Below are 16,613 nucleotides of genomic sequence, written 5' to 3' on the forward strand. Positions count from 1 at the left end.
GCCCCTCACTTTTCCTGGAATGTCTCTACTCGGCCGGTTTCACATTGGTGTAGGCGGCTTCCTCGAGTTCGCGCTTCAGCCGGGCCTCCTCATGGGTTTTCGGCGTGACGAAGCGGCCAAGCAGGAGATAGGCGACCGGCGTCAGGAACAGTGTCGAGACGGTGGCCAGCCCCAGTCCGCCGACGATGACCCAGCCGAGCGCCACGCGCGCCTCGGCACCCGCGCCGCTCGCCAGCACCAGCGGCAAGCCGCCGAGCACGGTGCAGATCATCGTCATCATCACCGGCCGCACGCGGATGATCGAGGCCTGCTCGATCGCCTCGCGCACGCCAAGCCCGCGGTCGCGCAGCTGGTTGGCGAATTCGACGATCAGAATGCCGTTCTTGGCCATGACGCCGACCAGCAGCACGAGGCCGATCTGGCTGTAGGCGTTGAGGCTGGTGCCCGAGAGCAGCAAGGCGAAGATCGCGCAGGCCAGCCCAAGCGGCACCGTCGCCATGATGATGACGGCGCTGACGAAGCTTTCGAACTGGGCGGCCAGCACCAAAAGGATGATGACCAGAGCGAAGCCGAAGATGGTGACCATGGCGCTGTTGGTCTCGCCCAGCGTCGCAGCCTCGGCCAATGGCAGGATGCGGCTGCCCGCAGGCAGCAGCGGCGTGGCGATTTCCTCGGCGCGGGTGAGCGCATCGCCGAGCGCGAAATCGCCATTGAGGTTGGAGGTGATGGCCACCGACGGCTGCTGCTGCTCGCGCGACAGCGATGGCGGCACGGCACGTTCGGTCAGCGTGGCGATGGTCGACATCGGCACGAAGCGTCCGTCGGCTGTCTTCAGGAAGATGTTTTCCAGGTCGGTCGGGTCGTTGATCGGATTGGTGGTCGAGACCAGCTTCACGCCATAGCTGCGGTCGGCGATATACACGTCGACGACGTCGTTACCGTCGAGCATGGCCTGCAAGGTGTTGGCCAGCCCGGTGATGTCGATGCCCAGGTCGGAGGCGCGTTCGCGATCGATGGCGACGGCGAGCTGCGGCTGCGTCGGGTCGATGGACAGGCGTGGCGTCTGGAAGCGCGGGTCCTTCTGCATCTCGGCGATGATCTTCACCGCCGCGTCACTGAGCGCCTTGCGGTCGTTGCCGATCAGCGCGAACTGCAGGCCGTTGCCGGCGCCGCGGATACCGAGACTGTTTGGCTGTACCGGGAAGATGCGCACGCTTGGCACCTGTTTGGTCAGGTGGCTGATCTCAGCCATGATCTCTTGCTGGCTGCGGCTGCGCTCGTTCCACGGCGCCAGCGTCATCACCATGAAGCCCGAGTTGTATGAGCCGTTCTGGCCGGCATTCTCGAAGGTGCTGCGGATTTCGCCGGAATCGCGCATCGGCTGGATCAGTTTCTCGATCTTCTGCATCTGCTGGGTGGTGTAGTCGAGGCTGACGCCTTGCGGGGCGCTGATGCGCAGCAGCACGGCGGCGCGGTCCTCGGTCGGCGTCAGTTCCTGGCGAATGGTGCCGAACAGCGTGAAGGCGATGCCGGCAAACAGCACCGCGACCAGAAGCACGATCCATGGCGCATCGAGGCAAGCGTGCAGGCCGCGCTTGTAGGCTGTATTCAGCGCGCCGCCGATGCGGGCGCCGATGCCGTGGCTGCCTTCGTGGTGGAGCGATGCGCTCGACAGCATGCGCGAGGCGAGCATCGGGCACAGCGTCAGCGCCACCACGCAGGACAAAAGGACCGACATGGCAAGCACGAAGCCAAACTCGCGGAACAGGCCGCCGGTCTGGCCGGGCAGGAACGAGATCGGCACGAAGACGGCGACCAGCGTCAAAGTGGTGGCAATGACGGCGAAAAACACCTCCTGCGCGCCGAGCACGGCGGCTGCGCGCGGCCCCATGCCTTCGTTGCGTCGTCGCACGATGTTTTCGAGCACGACGATGGCGTCGTCGACGACCAGTCCCGTCGCCAGCACCAGAGCGAGCAGCGTAAGGATGTTGACCGAGAAGCCGGCCAGATAGATGGCGGCGATGGTGCCGATCATGGCGACCGGCATCGACAGGCCGGGAATCAGCGTCGCGCGCCAGTCGAACAGAAAGACATAGATGACGATCAGCACCATCGTCACGGACAGGCCAAGCGCGATCTCGACCTCGTGCACCGCGCCCTTGACGAAGACCGCGTCGTCGCTGGTGATCTTGATCGACATGCCCTTGGGCAGGTTTTCCTGCAACTTGGCGACGGCGGCCTGGACGCCGGTCGAGATGTCCAGCGTGTTCGATTCCGCCTGGCGGATGATGCCGACGCCAATGCCGGTCTTGCCGTCCGAACGCAGCGTGGTTTGGCCGACATCGGGGCCGAGCGTGACGGTGGCGACGTCGCGGATGCGTGTCGTGCCGCCGACGATGATGTTTTCGAACTCTTCCGGTGTGGTCACGTCGGCCGTCGTGCGGACGATCAGGTCCTGGTTGGTCGTGGTGATCGAACCGGCCGGTGAATCGAAGGCGACAGAGGCAAGCGCCGTCCTGAGGTCGGCAACCGTGAAGCCGAGGCTGGCGAGCTTGTTCTGGTCGACGTCGATGCGGAAGATCTTGTCGCGGTCGCCATAGACCTGGACGTCGGCAACGCCGGGCACGGCGGCCAGTTCGTCCTCGATCTGGTCCTGGACCACCACGGTCATGTCCTGGATCGACATGTTGTCCGAAGTCACCGCCAGTCGCATCACCGGGTCGGAATTGGCGTCGGCCTTGACGATGCGCGGCGGATCGGCCGTTTCCGGCATCTGGTTGGCGACACGGCCGACGGCGTCGCGTACGTCGGAGGCGGCGACATCGAGATCGACGCCGTCGTTGAACTCGATGGTGACGCGGCTCGAGCCGAATGAGGAAGAAGACGAGATCGATTTGACGCCGGAGACGCGGGCGACGGCGCCCTCGATCGTGTCGGTCAGTTCGCGGTCGACGGTTTCGGCCGCCGCCCCTTCGAAGGCGGTGGAAACAGTGACGACCGCGCGATCGACGTCAGGCAGTTCGCGGATCTCGACACCGTAGAAGGCAGCGAGGCCGGCAACGGCAATGAGGGTGTTCAGCACGAAGGCCATGACCGGCCTGCGAATGAACAGCGCGGTGAAGCCGGTATCGCTGGCGGCGTTGCCGGTTCCGGTCATGAGCCTTCGGCCGCGTCCGCGGCGCGCTGCTCTTCGCCGGCAAGGCGGACCACGCCGCCCTCGCTGACGCTCTGGGTGCCTTCGGTGACCACCATGTCGCCGCTGTCGATCTCCGCGTCGATCAGCACGGTCTCGGTGTTGCGTTGGATGATGCGCACCGGGACACGCTTGGCCTTGCCGTCCTCGATCTGCCAGACATAGGCGCCGTCCGAACCCCACAGGATCGCCAGCGGGCTGACGGCCGGATAGGTCTGTCCCGGGAATTTCATGGTGATGCCGAACGACATGCCGGCGCGCAGGGAATCGGCCGGATTGGCGATCTTGGCCTTGACCAGAAGGGTGCGGCTCTTCTCATCGATGTGATTGTCTATGGCCGAAACCGTTCCGGTATAGGCATTGCTGGGATTGGCGATCGGCGTCGCCGTCAACTGCGCGCCGACCTTGACGGCGGCGGCGAAACGCTCCGGCACCAGGAAATCGACCAGGATCGAGGACCGGTCATCGAGTGTGGCGATTGCCGACTGGTTGGTCACATAATTGCCGGCGGAGATCGGCAGGATACCGACAGTGCCGGCGATCGGCGCCAGAATCGACCGGCGCTGCAGCGCAAGTTCCGCGTCCTGGAGCGCCAGCTTGGCGCCTGCCAGCACGACCTCTGCGTCGGCCACGGCGACCGGTGTCGCGGCGTTGGAGGCACGAAGCGACTTGACGCGGTCGAGCTTGGCCTGCGCGTCCTGCAAGGCGAGCTTGGCCCGGTCCTGAGAGATCACCTCGGTCTCGGAATCGAGGGTCGCGATGATCTGTCCCTTGTCTACATGGCTGCCGGATTCGACCAGCAGTTCGGCGAGGCGGCCGGAACTGTAGGGATTGACGGTCACCGAGGCATTGGCACGACCGGTGCCGATCGCCTGCAGGCGGTCATTGATGACAGCCGAAGTGGCCGCCAGGGCAACCACATTCACCTGCTGGTTGCCACCACCGCGGCCGATTGCCTGCTTCGCGTTGGCGGCGCCGCTTTCAGCCGGGGACGTTGCCGCATAAGCCCAGTCAATGCCCCAGCTTGCCAGCACGTCGTGAGCGCCCGGATTAAAGCGCAGCCAGGAGGCTGCTGCCACCACCAGCACCACAAGTGCAAAAACTATCTGTTTCCAGGCGGCCATCGGCACTCCGGTTGGCAAGACAATCCTTCCGTCTACCGGTTTCCCGAAATGAAGCAGACGCAGCGAGGCTATTGTAAGGCAAGAAGCCACCCCGATATCGCGTCTTTATGACAACTCTCCGCTGTCTGCGCACATTAAATATACGTAACGTTGACGCCTAACGCAGACCTTCCATCTCGCGAATGCGTTTGGCGCCTTCTGCTTCCAGTTGACGGGTTACGGCGCCGATCAGCGTTTCCGCAACGACGAAAAGGGCAGCCGAGGAATCCCACGCCGACGGCACGGCGGTGCGTCCGGCGATGACATGGCGGGCGAAGCGGGCGATCGGCGACAGCCACTGGTCGGTGAACAGAACGATCTGCACGCCACGCTGATGCGCCTTGTCGGCGAAGCGGGCGAGACTATCCTGGTAGCGTCTGATATCGAAGATCACCAGCACGTCGCGTTTGCCCATGTCGATCAGCCTGTCGCGCCACATGCTTTCCTGGCCGGCAAGGTGAAAGACATCAGGCTGGATGACGGCGAGGTGGGCGGCCATGTAACGCGCCAGCGGATCGGTGAAGCGGCCGCCGATCAGGAATGTCTTGCCTCGCCGGTCGACGAGCCGGGTGGCGATGTCGGCAAGCTGCTTGTCGGACAGGTGCCTGAACGTCTCGCGCATATTGTCGAGCGTCGCTTCCAGCATTGGTGACACCGTGCCGCCGCCGGGCGAGGGCGGGTTGAGCGTCCTTGTCGCCGGCGATTGCAATTGCGCCGCCAGTTCGTCCTGCAGGCTCGATTGGAATTCCGGATAGTTCTGGAAGCCCAGCCGGGCGACGAAGCGCAGGATCGTCGGCGAGGAGACGCCGGCCGCGGCCGAGAATTCGGCAACCGTCTTCAGGCCGATCATCGGGTAACTGGCGATCAGCGTCTGGGCCGCGCGCCGTTCTCCGGCCGGCATCGTGCCGATGCGGTCGGCAATCAGTTCGGCAATACTGGAAATCATCTTTTCCCCACCCTTGGAGCGGGATGGTAAACCATTCCGCTCCGTCTGTTTGTCTTGGCCCCATTTCTGCGACGCCAAGTGATTCTATCTGGCTGCAAAACGCTTCGGCCCGGTCGAAGGTCTTTTCCGAAATCGCATTTGACAAAGTCGCCCAAACTGTATGAAATCATCCATAGGGACGCAATGACACAAAATACGTAACATACGATACAGCGCCCCCGGGGACAGTAGACTATGGAGAAAGCACGGCCCGCCAGCCTTGCAGCGTCTGATACCGTGAGGGTAACGAACCCCGGCGGATCGAGCCCTTTTGTGCTGACCTGCGATCACGCCTCGAACTTCCTTCCCGCTGAATTCGGCACGCTCGGCCTTGCCGCAGAGGACCTGTCGCGCCACATCGCCTGGGATCCCGGCGCGCTGCCGGTTGCGCGCCGCATGGCGCAGGCGCTCGATGCCACGCTGGTCGAAACCCGTATCTCGCGTCTCGTTATCGACTGCAACCGGCCGCTCGACGCGCCCGATTTGATACCGCCAGTCAGTGAGACAACAGCCATACCGGGCAATACCGGACTGTCGGAAGATGGGCGCGCGGCGCGCATCGCCTTGTCATGGCAGCCGTTTCACGCCGCCATCGATCAGATTGTCTGTGACAGGCTGGCGCGCGGGCAGGCGACCCGCCTGGTTTCGGTCCACTCCTTCACGCCAGTCTACAAATCCAAAAACCGGCCCTGGCACATCGGCATCATCCATGACGAGGACCGCCGGCTGGCATCGCCGTTGATATCAGCGCTGAAACGGCTTGCCGGCGTCACCGTCGGCGTCAACGAGCCCTATTCGCCGGCCGACCGCGTCTATTTCACGCTGGAACGCCATGCGCGCTCGCGCGGCTTGCCTTGCGCGATGATCGAAATCCGCAATGATGAAATTTCCGGCGAGACCGGGCAGCGGAAATGGGCGGATCTGCTCACGGGCATTTTTTCGGATCTGGAGCCGGAGGAGGCAGGACAGACCAGATCGCATTCAGTCGGCCAGATCGCATTCAGTCGGAAAGTCAGTTCAATCGGCTAGCCAGAACAAGATGAGACTGACTCATCTCGTTCTGAAACAACAGGGGACTTCCAATGATAGCACCGGGTTACACAGACATTGACAAGAAGGAGGACCTCAAGGTTCTCCACGGTATGGGCTATGCCCAGGAATTGTCGCGAAGCATGAGCCGCTTCTCGAATTTCGCGATCTCGTTCTCGATCATCTGCATCCTTTCGGGTGGCATCAATTCCTTTGCACAAGCCACCGGGTCGATCGGCGGCGCCGCGGCGGGCATCGGCTGGATCGTCGGCTGTTGTCTTTCGGCCTGCTTTGCCCTTGCGATGGCGCAGATTGCCTCGGCATTTCCGACCGCTGGCGGCCTCTATCACTGGTCTTCGATCCTCGGAAACCGCTTCACCGGCTGGCTGACCGCCTGGCTCAATTTGCTCGGCCTGATTACCGTGCTGGGCGCGATCAATATCGGCACCGCATTCTTCTTTGTCGGAACGTTTGGAAGCTGGTTTGGCATCACCGGAACGCCTGGGGAGATCGTCGGGTTCGTTACCTTCATCACGGTGCTGCAGGCGCTGTTCAACCATTTTGGCATCAAGCTCACGGCCATGCTGACGGATGCTTCGGGCTTCCTCATCCTGGGCGCGACGGCAGTACTGATCGTGGCTTGCCTGGTGTTTGCGCCCGCGATCGATATCACCCGGTTGTGGACATTCACCAACTATTCGGGCGACGCCGGTGGCGGTGTCTTCCCGCAGTCCGACTCCATGAGCTACCTGTTCCTGCTCTGCCTGCTTCTGCCGGTCTACACCATTACCGGCTACGACGCGTCGGCGCATACCTCCGAAGAAACAGAGAAAGCAGCACACTCGGTGCCGCAGGCGATCGTTTCGTCCGTGCTCTGGTCTTCGCTAATCGGTTGGGTGATGCTGTGCGCAATCGTTCTGGCAATCCCCGACCTGGCCGCCGGCGCCAAGCAGGGCTGGAACGTGTTCTTCGCCACCATGGACGCGATCATGCCAGTCTGGCTGAAGACGTTGCTGTATCTCGCAATCCTGATCTCGCAGTTCCTGTGCGGTCTCGCCACGGTGACCTCGGCCTCGCGCATGTTGTTTGCCTTCTCGCGTGACGGTGGCATGCCGTTCGGTTCCGCATCGCTCGCCAAAGTCAACCCGACCTGGCGCACGCCGGTCAACGCGATCTGGACCGCTGCGGTGCTCGAGATCATCTATGTCTTTCTTGCGCAGTTCATTTCGATCGGCGGCACCAACATCTACACCATCGTCGTCAATTCGACGCTGGTGTTCCTGTTCCTGTCGTTCATCATTCCGATCGTGCTCGGCATGATGACTTTCGGAACGGCGAAATGGCCGAATCCAGGCCCGTGGAACCTCGGCGCCGGGCTGTTCAAGCTGTTTTGCGCCCTGTCGGTCGTCGGCATGGCGATCATCTTCTACATCGCCATCCAGCCGCCGAACGACAAGGTGCTTTACATCACCATTGGCTTCATTGTGCTGACCGCCGTGCTTTGGTTCGGTTTCGAGAACCGCCGCTTCCAGGGTCCACCGATCGGCGACCAGATTGCCAAGCGCAAGGCTGCCATCGCGGCCGCCGAACTGGCCGTCGGCGAAACCGGCTACTGACATCAACCATCATGGCCATGGCCGGCGTTTTTGCCGGCCATGGTTTCGTTTGCCCCCCTCAATCCGTCAAGCGCTGGAGTGCCAAAGGAATGGCCGGAAATTTCTCGTTCGATCAATTGAAGAAAGCGGTCTCCAGCGGCGAGATCGACACGGTGCTGGCCTGCATCGTCGACATGCAGGGCCGGCTGGCGGGAAAACGGTTCCTGGCGCAATACTTCGTCGATTCCGCGCATGACGAAACGCATGGCTGCAACTATCTCCTGGCCGCCGACATCGATATGGAGCCGGTGCCCGGTTACAAGGCGGCGAGCTGGTCGAAGGGCTATGGCGACTTCGTCATGAAGCCGGATCTAGCCACGCTGCGGCGCATTCCGTGGCTGGAAAAGACCGCACTCGTGATCTGCGACGTGCTCGACCACCACACGCATGACGACCTGCCGCACTCGCCGCGCGCCATCCTCAAGAAGCAGGTCAAGCGGCTGACGGAGCGCGGCTATATCGGCTATTTCGCTTCAGAGCTGGAATTCTACCTGTTCAACGAGACCTACGATTCCGCCCGCAAGAAGCATTGGCAGGGCCTCGACACGGCATCGCCCTATATCGGCGATTACCAGATCGGCATCACCACCAAGGAAGAAGGCGTCATGCGCCGGCTTCGCAACGAGATGGAAGCCGCCGGCATCCCGATCGAGAATTCCAAGGGTGAATGGGGTCCCGGCCAGGAAGAGATCAATGTGCGCTACGCCGAGGCGCTCGACATGGCCGACGGCCACGTCATCCTGAAGAACGGCGCCAAGGAAATCGCCGAGTCCGAGGGCAAGGCGATTTCGTTCATGTCCAAATACAATTACGGGCTCGCCGGCAATTCCAGCCACATCCACAATTCGCTGTGGAGCGCCGACGGCAAGACGCCGTTGTTCTTCGACAAAAATGCGGAGTGGACGCTATCGACGCTCGGCCAGCAATGGGCGGCGGGCCAACTCAAATACGCCAACGAATTCACCTGGTTCCTGGCGCCTTACGTCAATTCCTACAAGCGCTTCCAGGCCGGCACCTTCGCGCCGACCAAGATCATGTGGAGCGAGGACAACCGCACCGCCGGTTTCCGGCTGTGCGGCGAGGGCACCAAGGGCATCCGCATGGAATGCCGCATCGGCGGCGCAGACCTCAACCCGTATCTCGCCTTCGCAGCGCTGATCGCGGCCGGTCTTGCCGGCATCGACGAGAAGCTGGAACTGCAAAAGCCGTTTGTCGGCGATGCCTATCAGGCATCTCGCCTGCCGGAGATCCCGAAGACGCTGCGCGATGCCACCGAGACGCTGACGAACTCGATGATGCTGAAGGAGGCGCTCGGCGAGGACGTGCTTGAACACTATGTCCATACCGCCAAGTGGGAGCAGTTCGAATACGACCGCCGGATTACGGATTGGGAACTGCACAGAGGATTCGAGCGATATTGACAGTGTTGTGTTTTTCGCACTATGTTGCGATTATGGCATCGCAACATACGGGAGGCAGGATTGCCCCAAGGCAAAGCCAATGTCGACAAGGTGTGGTTTGACAGTCAGATGAAGGAGCGCAACCTGACGGTGCGCCGCATGGCCACCCAAATGAACATGCACTACAGCGCCCTGTCGCGGACGCTGAACGGCGAGCGGCGTATGCAAGTTGATGAAATACGCAAGATCGCTGAAATTTTCGACCAGCCGGAAAGCGAGGTGTTGGTCCACCTGGGCTCTTCGGATGCGAAGGCGGCGGAGCGTCGTCCCGGCTTCATGGAGGGGCAGGTGGATTTCGAGAATGCGTTAGACGTAAACGACACCGCTGGAGAATACATCGTGCCGCCTCGAGGCGGCGATCCGTTGTTTGGATGCATGGCTGGGACGCTCACGCTTCTCCCGGACGTCGATTACACCGCACCCGCGGATCCGGACTGGGGCAAGGTGTATGACGACTGATGGGGTGCTCCTGGACACATGCTTCATACTGTGGCTGTCGACGGAACAACCGGTCGCGAGAGCGGCGGTTGAGAGGGTGACCAGCGCGCGGAAAAATGGCGACGTGATCGCCGTTTCCGTCATGTCCGCTTGGGAAATCGGAATGCTGGTTTCTAAAGGCCGGCTTCCGTTCATCAAGTCACCGCTCGCATGGTTTGAACGGTTCGTGCAGGCTGGTGCAACGAGTGTTGAAGGGATCGACTGTGAGCTCTTGGTCGAGTCTTCGTTCCTGCCCGGCGTCGTTCACAACGATCCAACAGATAGGATCATCATAGCTACGGCGCGTTCGAAGAATTTGGAAATTATCACCCGCGATCGCGCGATCCTTGCCTATGGCTCGGCTGGCTTCGTCAAAACAGTTCCTTGTTGATTTGGAGACGTTTAATTGGAAACCGTGAAACTCATATCCCCCGTCGATGGCTCGATCTATGCCGAGAGGCCCGTGGCAACGGACCAGGCGATCAACGCCGCGGTCGAGCGCGCCAAAGCGGCGCAGGAGAAGTGGGCTGAGACGCCGATCGTCGAGCGCGGCAAGTACATGCTGGCGATGCTGGAAGCGCTGGTCGCGATGACCGACGAGATCGTGCCGGAGATTGCCTGGCAGATGGGGCGGCCTGTTCGCTATGGCGGCGAGTTCGGCGGCGTCAAGGAACGCACCAACTACATGGTCGAGATCGCCGAGGCGGCGCTCAAGTCGGTGCCGGCCTCCAACCCGAAGGATGGCTTCCGCCGCTATGTGAAGAAGGATCCGCTCGGCGTGGTCATGGTGATCGCGCCGTGGAATTATCCTTACCTCACCGCCGTCAACACCATCGTGCCGGCGCTGATGGCCGGCAACACCGTCATCCTCAAGCATGCGGCGCAGACGCTGCTGGTTGGCGAGCGCTTTCAGCAGGCCTTCGACAGGGCCGGTCTGCCGAAGGGTGTGTTCCAGAATATCGTGCTCAACCACGCCCAGACCGAGAAGCTGCTCGGCTCGGGCAAGATCGACCATGTCAATTTCACCGGTTCGGTCGCCGGCGGCCGCGCCATCGAAAGAGCGGCGGCGGGCACCTTCATGACGCTCGGCCTGGAGCTTGGCGGCAAGGATCCGGCCTATGTGCTGCCCGACGCCAAGATGGACCATGCGGTCGCCAATCTGGTCGACGGCGCCTTCTACAATTCCGGACAGTGCTGCTGCGGCATCGAACGCGTCTATGTGCACGAAAAGGTCTATGACGAATTCGTCGAAGGCTTCATCGCCGAGACGAAGAACTATGTCGTCGGCAATCCGCTCGACCAGGCGACGACGATGGGGCCGATGGCGCAGGCGCGCTTCGCCGACCTGATCCGCGAACAGAAGGCCGAGGCATTGCGCAAAGGCGCGGCGGCGCACATCAACATGAAGGTGACGAACGACAAGGCCGGTTCGCCCTATCTGGCGCCGGAAGTGCTGACCAATGTCGATCATCAGATGAGCGTCATGCGCGAGGAGAGTTTTGGGCCGATCGTCGGCATCATGAAGGTGCGCAATGACGAAGAGGCGATCGCGTTGATGAACGACAGCCCCTACGGACTGACCGCTTCGATCTGGACACGTGATACCGAGCATGCGGTGGCGATCGGCGACCGCGTCGAGACCGGCACGGTGTTCATGAACCGCTGCGACTACCTCGATCCGGCACTGGTCTGGACCGGCGTCAAGGACACCGGCAAGGGTGCTGGGCTGTCGGCCATCGGCTACGACAATCTGACCAGGCCGAAATCTTTCCATCTGCGCGAAGCCATCTGAGCTGCCTGAGTACCGAGTATTGGACCACTCAAGGAGGAGAAATGTCTGAGATACAGCCGTCCGCACCATTGGCCCGTCAGGGGCCAGAGGGTATTGGCGGCTACCTCGTCATGCCGATGCTTGGCCTCATTTTCATGCCTCTGGCTGGTCTGGTTGTTTTCGAGCACCATATCGGCCTGTCCGAGTATTTTAGCCTACTAACCGGTGCGCAGCAGGTCTTCGTCGTAACGGAGATTTTCGGATATCTGGCGATCGCGGTCGCCTGCCCGCTGGGCTTGCTCGTTTTGCTGATTGGCAAGAGGCGGGCCTTTCCACACCTTTACATCGTCTGGGCCGCCGTCAGTCCCGTCTCTATCCTGACCGATCTTGCCGCCGGGAGCATCCTTCTTGGCGATATCTTTGAGGCGCAAGGCGTGGCTTTGTTCGATGGAGAGGCGGCAAAGAATATTCAACACTCGATCGTCTATTCCGTAATCTGGATTCTATACATGCAGAAGTCCCGGCGGGTTCAGAACACTTTCACCCAATAGCCACCACCCACAATGTCCTGAAATCGAGAAAAAATGTCCAGGCTGATCTCCAAATGGAACTACCCCACCACCGTCCGCTTCGGCGCGGGGCGCATCAAGGAATTGCCTGAGGTGCTGGCGGCCACCGGCATCAAGCGGCCGCTGTTCGTCACCGATCCAGGCCTGGCGAAACTGCCGGTCGTCGCCTCGACGCTGAAGATCCTTGACGACGCCAAGGTTCCCTATGGCGTCTTCTCGGAGGTCAGGCCGAACCCGGTCGAATCCAATCTGACCGCCGGCATCGCCGTGTTCAAGAAGGGCAAGCATGACGGCGTCATCGCCTTCGGCGGCGGCTCGGCGCTCGATCTCGGCAAGCTGATTGCCTTCCAGGCCGGGCAGACTAGGCCGGTGTGGGACTTCGAGGATGTCGACGACTGGTGGACGCGCGCCAATTCGGATGCCATCGCGCCGATCATCGCCGTGCCGACCACCGCCGGCACCGGATCGGAGGTCGGCCGCGCCGGCGTCATCACCAATGAAGCGACGCACACCAAGAAGGTCATCTTCCATCCGAAACTTTTGCCGGCAATCGTCATCGCCGATCCGGAACTGTCGGTCGGCATGCCCGGCTTCATCACCGCCGGCACTGGGATGGACGCGCTTGCCCACTGCCTCGAAGCTTATTGCGCGCCGGGCTATCATCCGATGGCCGACGGCATCGCCGTCGAAGGCGTCAGGCTGGTTTTCGAAAACCTGCCGAAGGCTTTTGCCAACGGCAAGGATCTCGTCGCGCGCGCCCATATGATGAGCGCCGCCGCGATGGGCGCCACCGCCTTCCAGAAGGGGCTCGGCGCCATCCATTCGCTGTCGCATCCGATCGGCGCGCTCTACGATACCCATCACGGGATGACCAATGCGGTGTTCATGCCCTATGTGCTGGCCTTCAATCGTGACTCCATCGAGGAGCGTATTGGCCGGCTCGCCGCTTATTGTGGCATCAAGGGCGGCTTCGACGGCTTCGCCAAGGCGATCATCAAGCTGCGCAAGGAATTGAAGGTGCCGCACGCGCTGCCGGGCCTGATCAAGGGGCTCGACATGGACAAGAAGCGCAAGGGGCTGATCGCCGACATGGCGGTGGTCGATCCGACCGCCGGCGGCAACCCGGTCAAGCTGACCAAGAAGGCGGCGCTGACCTTGCTCGAAAACGCCATCGCCGGCACGGTCTGAGGCGTTTTCCGCATCGCAAATTGATTTGAAAAGGGGCTACAAAAACAAGGGGGAGGATGACGGGCAAGGCAGAAATTAGTTAGCCGGAAAAAGAATCGCGAAGCGATTGCTACAGCCGGTTAAAAAGAGTTTACTTTTTCGCACTGCGAGCAGCCGGTTTCATAAAGCTTTCATCTGGCTGTCACATGAAAACGATACCGCATCGCAGGCGTCCAACGGCGTCAGTTCAACGGAGAGAACACATGTTCAAATTCACGGGGAAAGTGCTTTCCCTTTCGGCCGCGGCGCTTTTCGCGTCGACGGTGATTTCGTCCGCGGATTCGATGGACGATCTCGTCAAGGCCGCCAAGGCCGAAGGCCAGCTTACCACCATCGCGCTGCCGCATGACTGGTGCGGTTACGGCGACGTCATCGCCGGTTTCAAGGCGAAGTATCCGGAAATCACCGTCAACGAACTCAACCCCGATGCCGGTTCCGGTGACGAGGTCGAGGCGATCAAGGCCAACAAGGACAACAAGGGCCCGCAGGCGCCCGACGTCATCGACGTCGGCTTGTCGTTCGGCCCGTCGGCCAAGAAGGATGGCCTGATCCAGGCTTACAAGGTGTCGACTTGGGACTCGATCCCAGAGAGCGCCAAGGACGCCGAAGGGTTCTGGACCGGCGACTATTACGGCGTGCTGTCCTTCCAGGTGAACAAGGATCTGGTCAAGGAATCGCCGAAGGACTGGGCCGACCTGCTGAAGCCGGAATTCGCCAACTCGGTCGCTTTGGCCGGTGATCCGCGCGCGTCGAATCAGGCCATCCAGGCGGTTTATGCCGCTGGCCTGTCGTCGGGTGCCGCCGCTGGTGAAGCTGCTGGCACCGCCGGCCTCGATTTCTTCAAGAAGCTCAATGCCGCCGGTAATTTCGTGCCGGTCATCGGCAAGGCCGCCACGCTCGCGCAGGGTCAGACTCCGATCCTCGTCACCTGGGACTACAACGCGCTCGCCGGCCGCGACACGCTGAAGGGCAACCCGCCCGTCGACGTCGTCGTGCCGAAGACCGGTGTCGTCGCTGGCGTCTACGTGCAGGCGATCAGCGCCTACGCGCCGCACCCGAACGCAGCCAAGCTCTGGCTGGAATACCTCTATTCCGACGAAGGCCAGATCGCTTGGCTGAAGGGCTATTGCCACCCGATCCGCTTCAACGATCTTGCCAAGAACAACAAGATCCCGGCGGACGTGCTGGCCAAGCTGCCGCCGGCTGAGTCCTATGCGGCCGCGGCGTTCCCGACGCTCGACGAGCAGGGCAAGGCGAAGGAAGCCATCACCAAGAACTGGGATGCCGTTGTCGGCGCCAACGTCAAGTAAGTTACGCCATGCCGGGCGGCCTCTGGGTCGCCCGGTCTTTCTCTCGAAGACGGTAGCCGGCGCATGACCGATATCTCAATGTCCGACCACGCTGTTACCGGCAAGACTGCGCCTCCCGCCGAAGCACGCAGCATGCGGCTGCCCACGCAATGGCTTGGCGTCGCGCCGTTCTTCATCTTTGCCATCATGTTCCTGATCCTGCCCACGCTCTATCTGATGCTGGGCGCATTCCAGAACGATGCCGGCGAATTCACCCTCGAAAACATCGCGGCGCTGGCGCAACCGTCGATCGTTGCCGCTTACTGGATTTCGATCAAGGTCAGTCTTGCTTCATCGCTGATTGGCGCCTTCGCAGGTCTCGCCATCGCCATCGCCATTGTGCGCGGCGGCCTGCCGGACTGGATACGCTCGGCGACACTGACGTTTTCCGGCGTGGCCTCCAATTTTGCCGGCGTGCCGCTGGCCTTCGCCTTCCTCGCCACGCTCGGCCGGCTCGGCCTTGCGACGGTGATCCTGAACACCCTGTTCGGCCTCAACATCTACGCGCATGGCTTCAACATCCTGTCATTCTGGGGCCTGACGCTGACCTATGTCTATTTCCAGATACCGCTGATGGTGGTCATCATCGTGCCAGCCATCGACGGGCTGAAAAAGGAATGGGGCGAGGCCGCCGCGACGCTGGGCGCGACCATGTCGCAGTACTGGCGCATGGTGGTCATTCCGGTGATCTGGCCGAGTTTCCTCGGCACCGTGATCCTGTTGTTCGCCAATGCCTTCGGCGCTATCGCCACCGCCTATGCATTGACCGGCTCGTCGCTCAACATCGTGCCGATCCTGCTCTATGCCCAGATCCGTGGAGATGTGCTGCACAATGCCCATCTCGGCTACGCCATAGCCTTCGGCATGATCGTCATCACCGGTCTTGCCAATGTTTTCTACATCTGGTTCCGCACCCGTTCCGAGAGGTGGCTCAAATGAAGGCTGGCAGGTTCTGGGCCTGGGTCGTCTTCGCGCTGGGCGCGGCCTATTTCTTCATTCCGCTGATCGCGACGGTGGAGTTCTCCATGCGCATGCGGCGTGGCGAGTACTCCTTCGACGCCTACAAGGTCGTGCTCGGCGATGCCCGCTTCCAGGCGACCTTCGGCTATTCGGTGCTCGCCGCCGTCTTTACCATCATTCTCGGCGTGCTCATCGTGGTGCCGGCTGCATACTGGATCCGGCTGCGCCTGCCGCAATTGCGGCCGATCGTCGAGTTCATCACGCTGCTGCCGCTGGTCATCCCGGCCATCGTCATCGTCTTCGGCTACATCAGAATGTACGGGTCGAATTCGCCGCTGCCGTTCCTGGCGACCGATACAGGCACCAATGCCTTGCTGGTCATCGGCTATGCGACACTGGCGTTGCCTTATATGTATCGCGCCGTCGACACAGGGCTTCGCACCATCGACGTGCGTACCCTCACGGAAGCGGCACAGATCCTTGGTGCCGGTTGGGGGACGATCATCACCCGCGTCATCCTGCCCAATGTGCTGATCGCGGTGCTCTCGGGCGCCTTCCTGACCTTCGCCATCGTCATTGGCGAGTTCACCATGGCGAGCCTGCTCAATCGGCCGGCTTTCGGCCCCTATCTGCAGAATATCGGCGCCAATCGCGCTTATGAGCCGGCAGCGCTCGCCATTATCGCCTTCGCCATTACCTGGGGCTGCATGTCGCTGATCCAAATCCTGTCCCGCTTCGCGCCGAGATCGGCGAGCCGTCCGAACTGAAAGTCAAA

Annotated in this window: 14 protein-coding genes; 11 read left to right on the top strand and 3 right to left on the bottom strand. The window is 61.7% G+C overall.

Annotated features, from left to right (window positions below):
* Window positions 1–25: 25 nt before the first annotated feature.
* The 3 genes from NKI73_RS20545 to NKI73_RS20555 all read right to left on the bottom strand — a co-directional run bounded on the left by NKI73_RS20545 (window position 26) and on the right by NKI73_RS20555 (window position 5,302).
* A complete protein-coding gene (locus NKI73_RS20545; RefSeq protein WP_352632732.1) occupies window positions 26–3,157 on the bottom strand; it encodes an efflux RND transporter permease subunit in 3,132 nt (1,043 codons plus the stop codon).
* Complete coding sequence (locus NKI73_RS20550) at window positions 3,154–4,317, bottom strand: efflux RND transporter periplasmic adaptor subunit (protein WP_352632733.1); 1,164 nt, start codon at window positions 4,315–4,317, stop codon at window positions 3,154–3,156. The genes NKI73_RS20545 and NKI73_RS20550 overlap by 4 nt, the downstream gene beginning before the upstream one ends.
* Before the next feature lie 157 nt (window positions 4,318–4,474).
* On the bottom strand, window positions 4,475–5,302 hold the full coding sequence (locus tag NKI73_RS20555) for a MurR/RpiR family transcriptional regulator (RefSeq protein WP_352632734.1): 828 nt from the start codon (window positions 5,300–5,302) through the stop codon (window positions 4,475–4,477).
* Window positions 5,303–5,536: 234 nt separating this feature from the next.
* Here NKI73_RS20555 and NKI73_RS20560 point away from each other — a divergent pair, with 234 nt between their 5' ends.
* The 11 genes from NKI73_RS20560 (at window position 5,537) to NKI73_RS20610 (ending at window position 16,605) form a co-directional block, all read left to right on the top strand.
* The gene (locus tag NKI73_RS20560) at window positions 5,537–6,370 is read left to right on the top strand and encodes an N-formylglutamate amidohydrolase (RefSeq protein ID WP_352632735.1); all 834 of its coding nucleotides are present in this window, start codon (window positions 5,537–5,539) and stop codon (window positions 6,368–6,370) included.
* A gap of 53 nt (window positions 6,371–6,423) precedes the next feature.
* Window positions 6,424–7,986: an amino acid permease gene (locus NKI73_RS20565; protein ID WP_352632736.1), complete on the top strand. Its 1,563-nt coding sequence runs from the start codon at window positions 6,424–6,426 to the stop codon at window positions 7,984–7,986.
* Window positions 7,987–8,075: 89 nt separating this feature from the next.
* Window positions 8,076–9,446 (top strand): glutamine synthetase family protein, encoded by a 1,371-nt coding sequence (locus NKI73_RS20570; RefSeq protein WP_352632737.1) that lies wholly within the window; start codon window positions 8,076–8,078, stop codon window positions 9,444–9,446.
* 60 nt (window positions 9,447–9,506) lie between these two features.
* Complete coding sequence (locus NKI73_RS20575) at window positions 9,507–9,944, top strand: helix-turn-helix domain-containing protein (protein ID WP_352632738.1); 438 nt, start codon at window positions 9,507–9,509, stop codon at window positions 9,942–9,944.
* Entirely contained in the window at window positions 9,934–10,353 is a 420-nt protein-coding gene (locus tag NKI73_RS20580; RefSeq protein WP_352632739.1) for a type II toxin-antitoxin system VapC family toxin, read from the top strand. Before NKI73_RS20575 ends, NKI73_RS20580 begins: the two co-directional genes overlap by 11 nt.
* 15 nt (window positions 10,354–10,368) lie before the next feature.
* A complete protein-coding gene (locus NKI73_RS20585) occupies window positions 10,369–11,754 on the top strand; it encodes an aldehyde dehydrogenase family protein (RefSeq protein ID WP_352632740.1) in 1,386 nt (461 codons plus the stop codon).
* A 41-nt stretch (window positions 11,755–11,795) separates the two neighbouring features.
* On the top strand, window positions 11,796–12,284 hold the full coding sequence (locus NKI73_RS20590; protein ID WP_352632741.1) for a DUF2569 domain-containing protein: 489 nt from the start codon (window positions 11,796–11,798) through the stop codon (window positions 12,282–12,284).
* 33 nt (window positions 12,285–12,317) lie between these two features.
* Entirely contained in the window at window positions 12,318–13,490 is a 1,173-nt protein-coding gene (locus NKI73_RS20595) for an iron-containing alcohol dehydrogenase (protein WP_352632742.1), read from the top strand.
* A gap of 242 nt (window positions 13,491–13,732) precedes the next feature.
* The gene (locus NKI73_RS20600; RefSeq protein WP_352599577.1) at window positions 13,733–14,839 is read left to right on the top strand and encodes an ABC transporter substrate-binding protein; all 1,107 of its coding nucleotides are present in this window, start codon (window positions 13,733–13,735) and stop codon (window positions 14,837–14,839) included.
* A gap of 63 nt (window positions 14,840–14,902) precedes the next feature.
* Window positions 14,903–15,817, top strand: coding sequence for an ABC transporter permease (locus NKI73_RS20605; protein WP_502905614.1), 915 nt, complete (start codon window positions 14,903–14,905; stop codon window positions 15,815–15,817).
* Window positions 15,814–16,605: an ABC transporter permease gene (locus NKI73_RS20610; protein ID WP_352632743.1), complete on the top strand. Its 792-nt coding sequence runs from the start codon at window positions 15,814–15,816 to the stop codon at window positions 16,603–16,605. Before NKI73_RS20605 ends, NKI73_RS20610 begins: the two co-directional genes overlap by 4 nt.
* Window positions 16,606–16,613: the final 8 nt, after the last annotated feature.

The organism is Mesorhizobium sp. M0496, from assembly GCF_040321205.1.
In the GTDB taxonomy this organism is placed as follows: Bacteria; Pseudomonadota; Alphaproteobacteria; order Rhizobiales; family Rhizobiaceae; genus Mesorhizobium.

Coding starts and splice junctions, on each gene's coding strand:
- NKI73_RS20545 (WP_352632732.1), bottom strand. CDS start 3,157: ATGACCGGAACCGGCAACGCCGCCAGCGATACCGGCTTCACCGCGCTG.
- NKI73_RS20550 (WP_352632733.1), bottom strand. CDS start 4,317: ATGGCCGCCTGGAAACAGATAGTTTTTGCACTTGTGGTGCTGGTGGTG.
- NKI73_RS20555 (WP_352632734.1), bottom strand. CDS start 5,302: ATGATTTCCAGTATTGCCGAACTGATTGCCGACCGCATCGGCACGATG.
- NKI73_RS20560 (WP_352632735.1), top strand. CDS start 5,537: ATGGAGAAAGCACGGCCCGCCAGCCTTGCAGCGTCTGATACCGTGAGG.
- NKI73_RS20565 (WP_352632736.1), top strand. CDS start 6,424: ATGATAGCACCGGGTTACACAGACATTGACAAGAAGGAGGACCTCAAG.
- NKI73_RS20570 (WP_352632737.1), top strand. CDS start 8,076: ATGGCCGGAAATTTCTCGTTCGATCAATTGAAGAAAGCGGTCTCCAGC.
- NKI73_RS20580 (WP_352632739.1), top strand. CDS start 9,934: ATGACGACTGATGGGGTGCTCCTGGACACATGCTTCATACTGTGGCTG.
- NKI73_RS20590 (WP_352632741.1), top strand. CDS start 11,796: ATGTCTGAGATACAGCCGTCCGCACCATTGGCCCGTCAGGGGCCAGAG.
- NKI73_RS20595 (WP_352632742.1), top strand. CDS start 12,318: ATGTCCAGGCTGATCTCCAAATGGAACTACCCCACCACCGTCCGCTTC.
- NKI73_RS20600 (WP_352599577.1), top strand. CDS start 13,733: ATGTTCAAATTCACGGGGAAAGTGCTTTCCCTTTCGGCCGCGGCGCTT.
- NKI73_RS20605 (WP_502905614.1), top strand. CDS start 14,903: ATGACCGATATCTCAATGTCCGACCACGCTGTTACCGGCAAGACTGCG.
- NKI73_RS20610 (WP_352632743.1), top strand. CDS start 15,814: ATGAAGGCTGGCAGGTTCTGGGCCTGGGTCGTCTTCGCGCTGGGCGCG.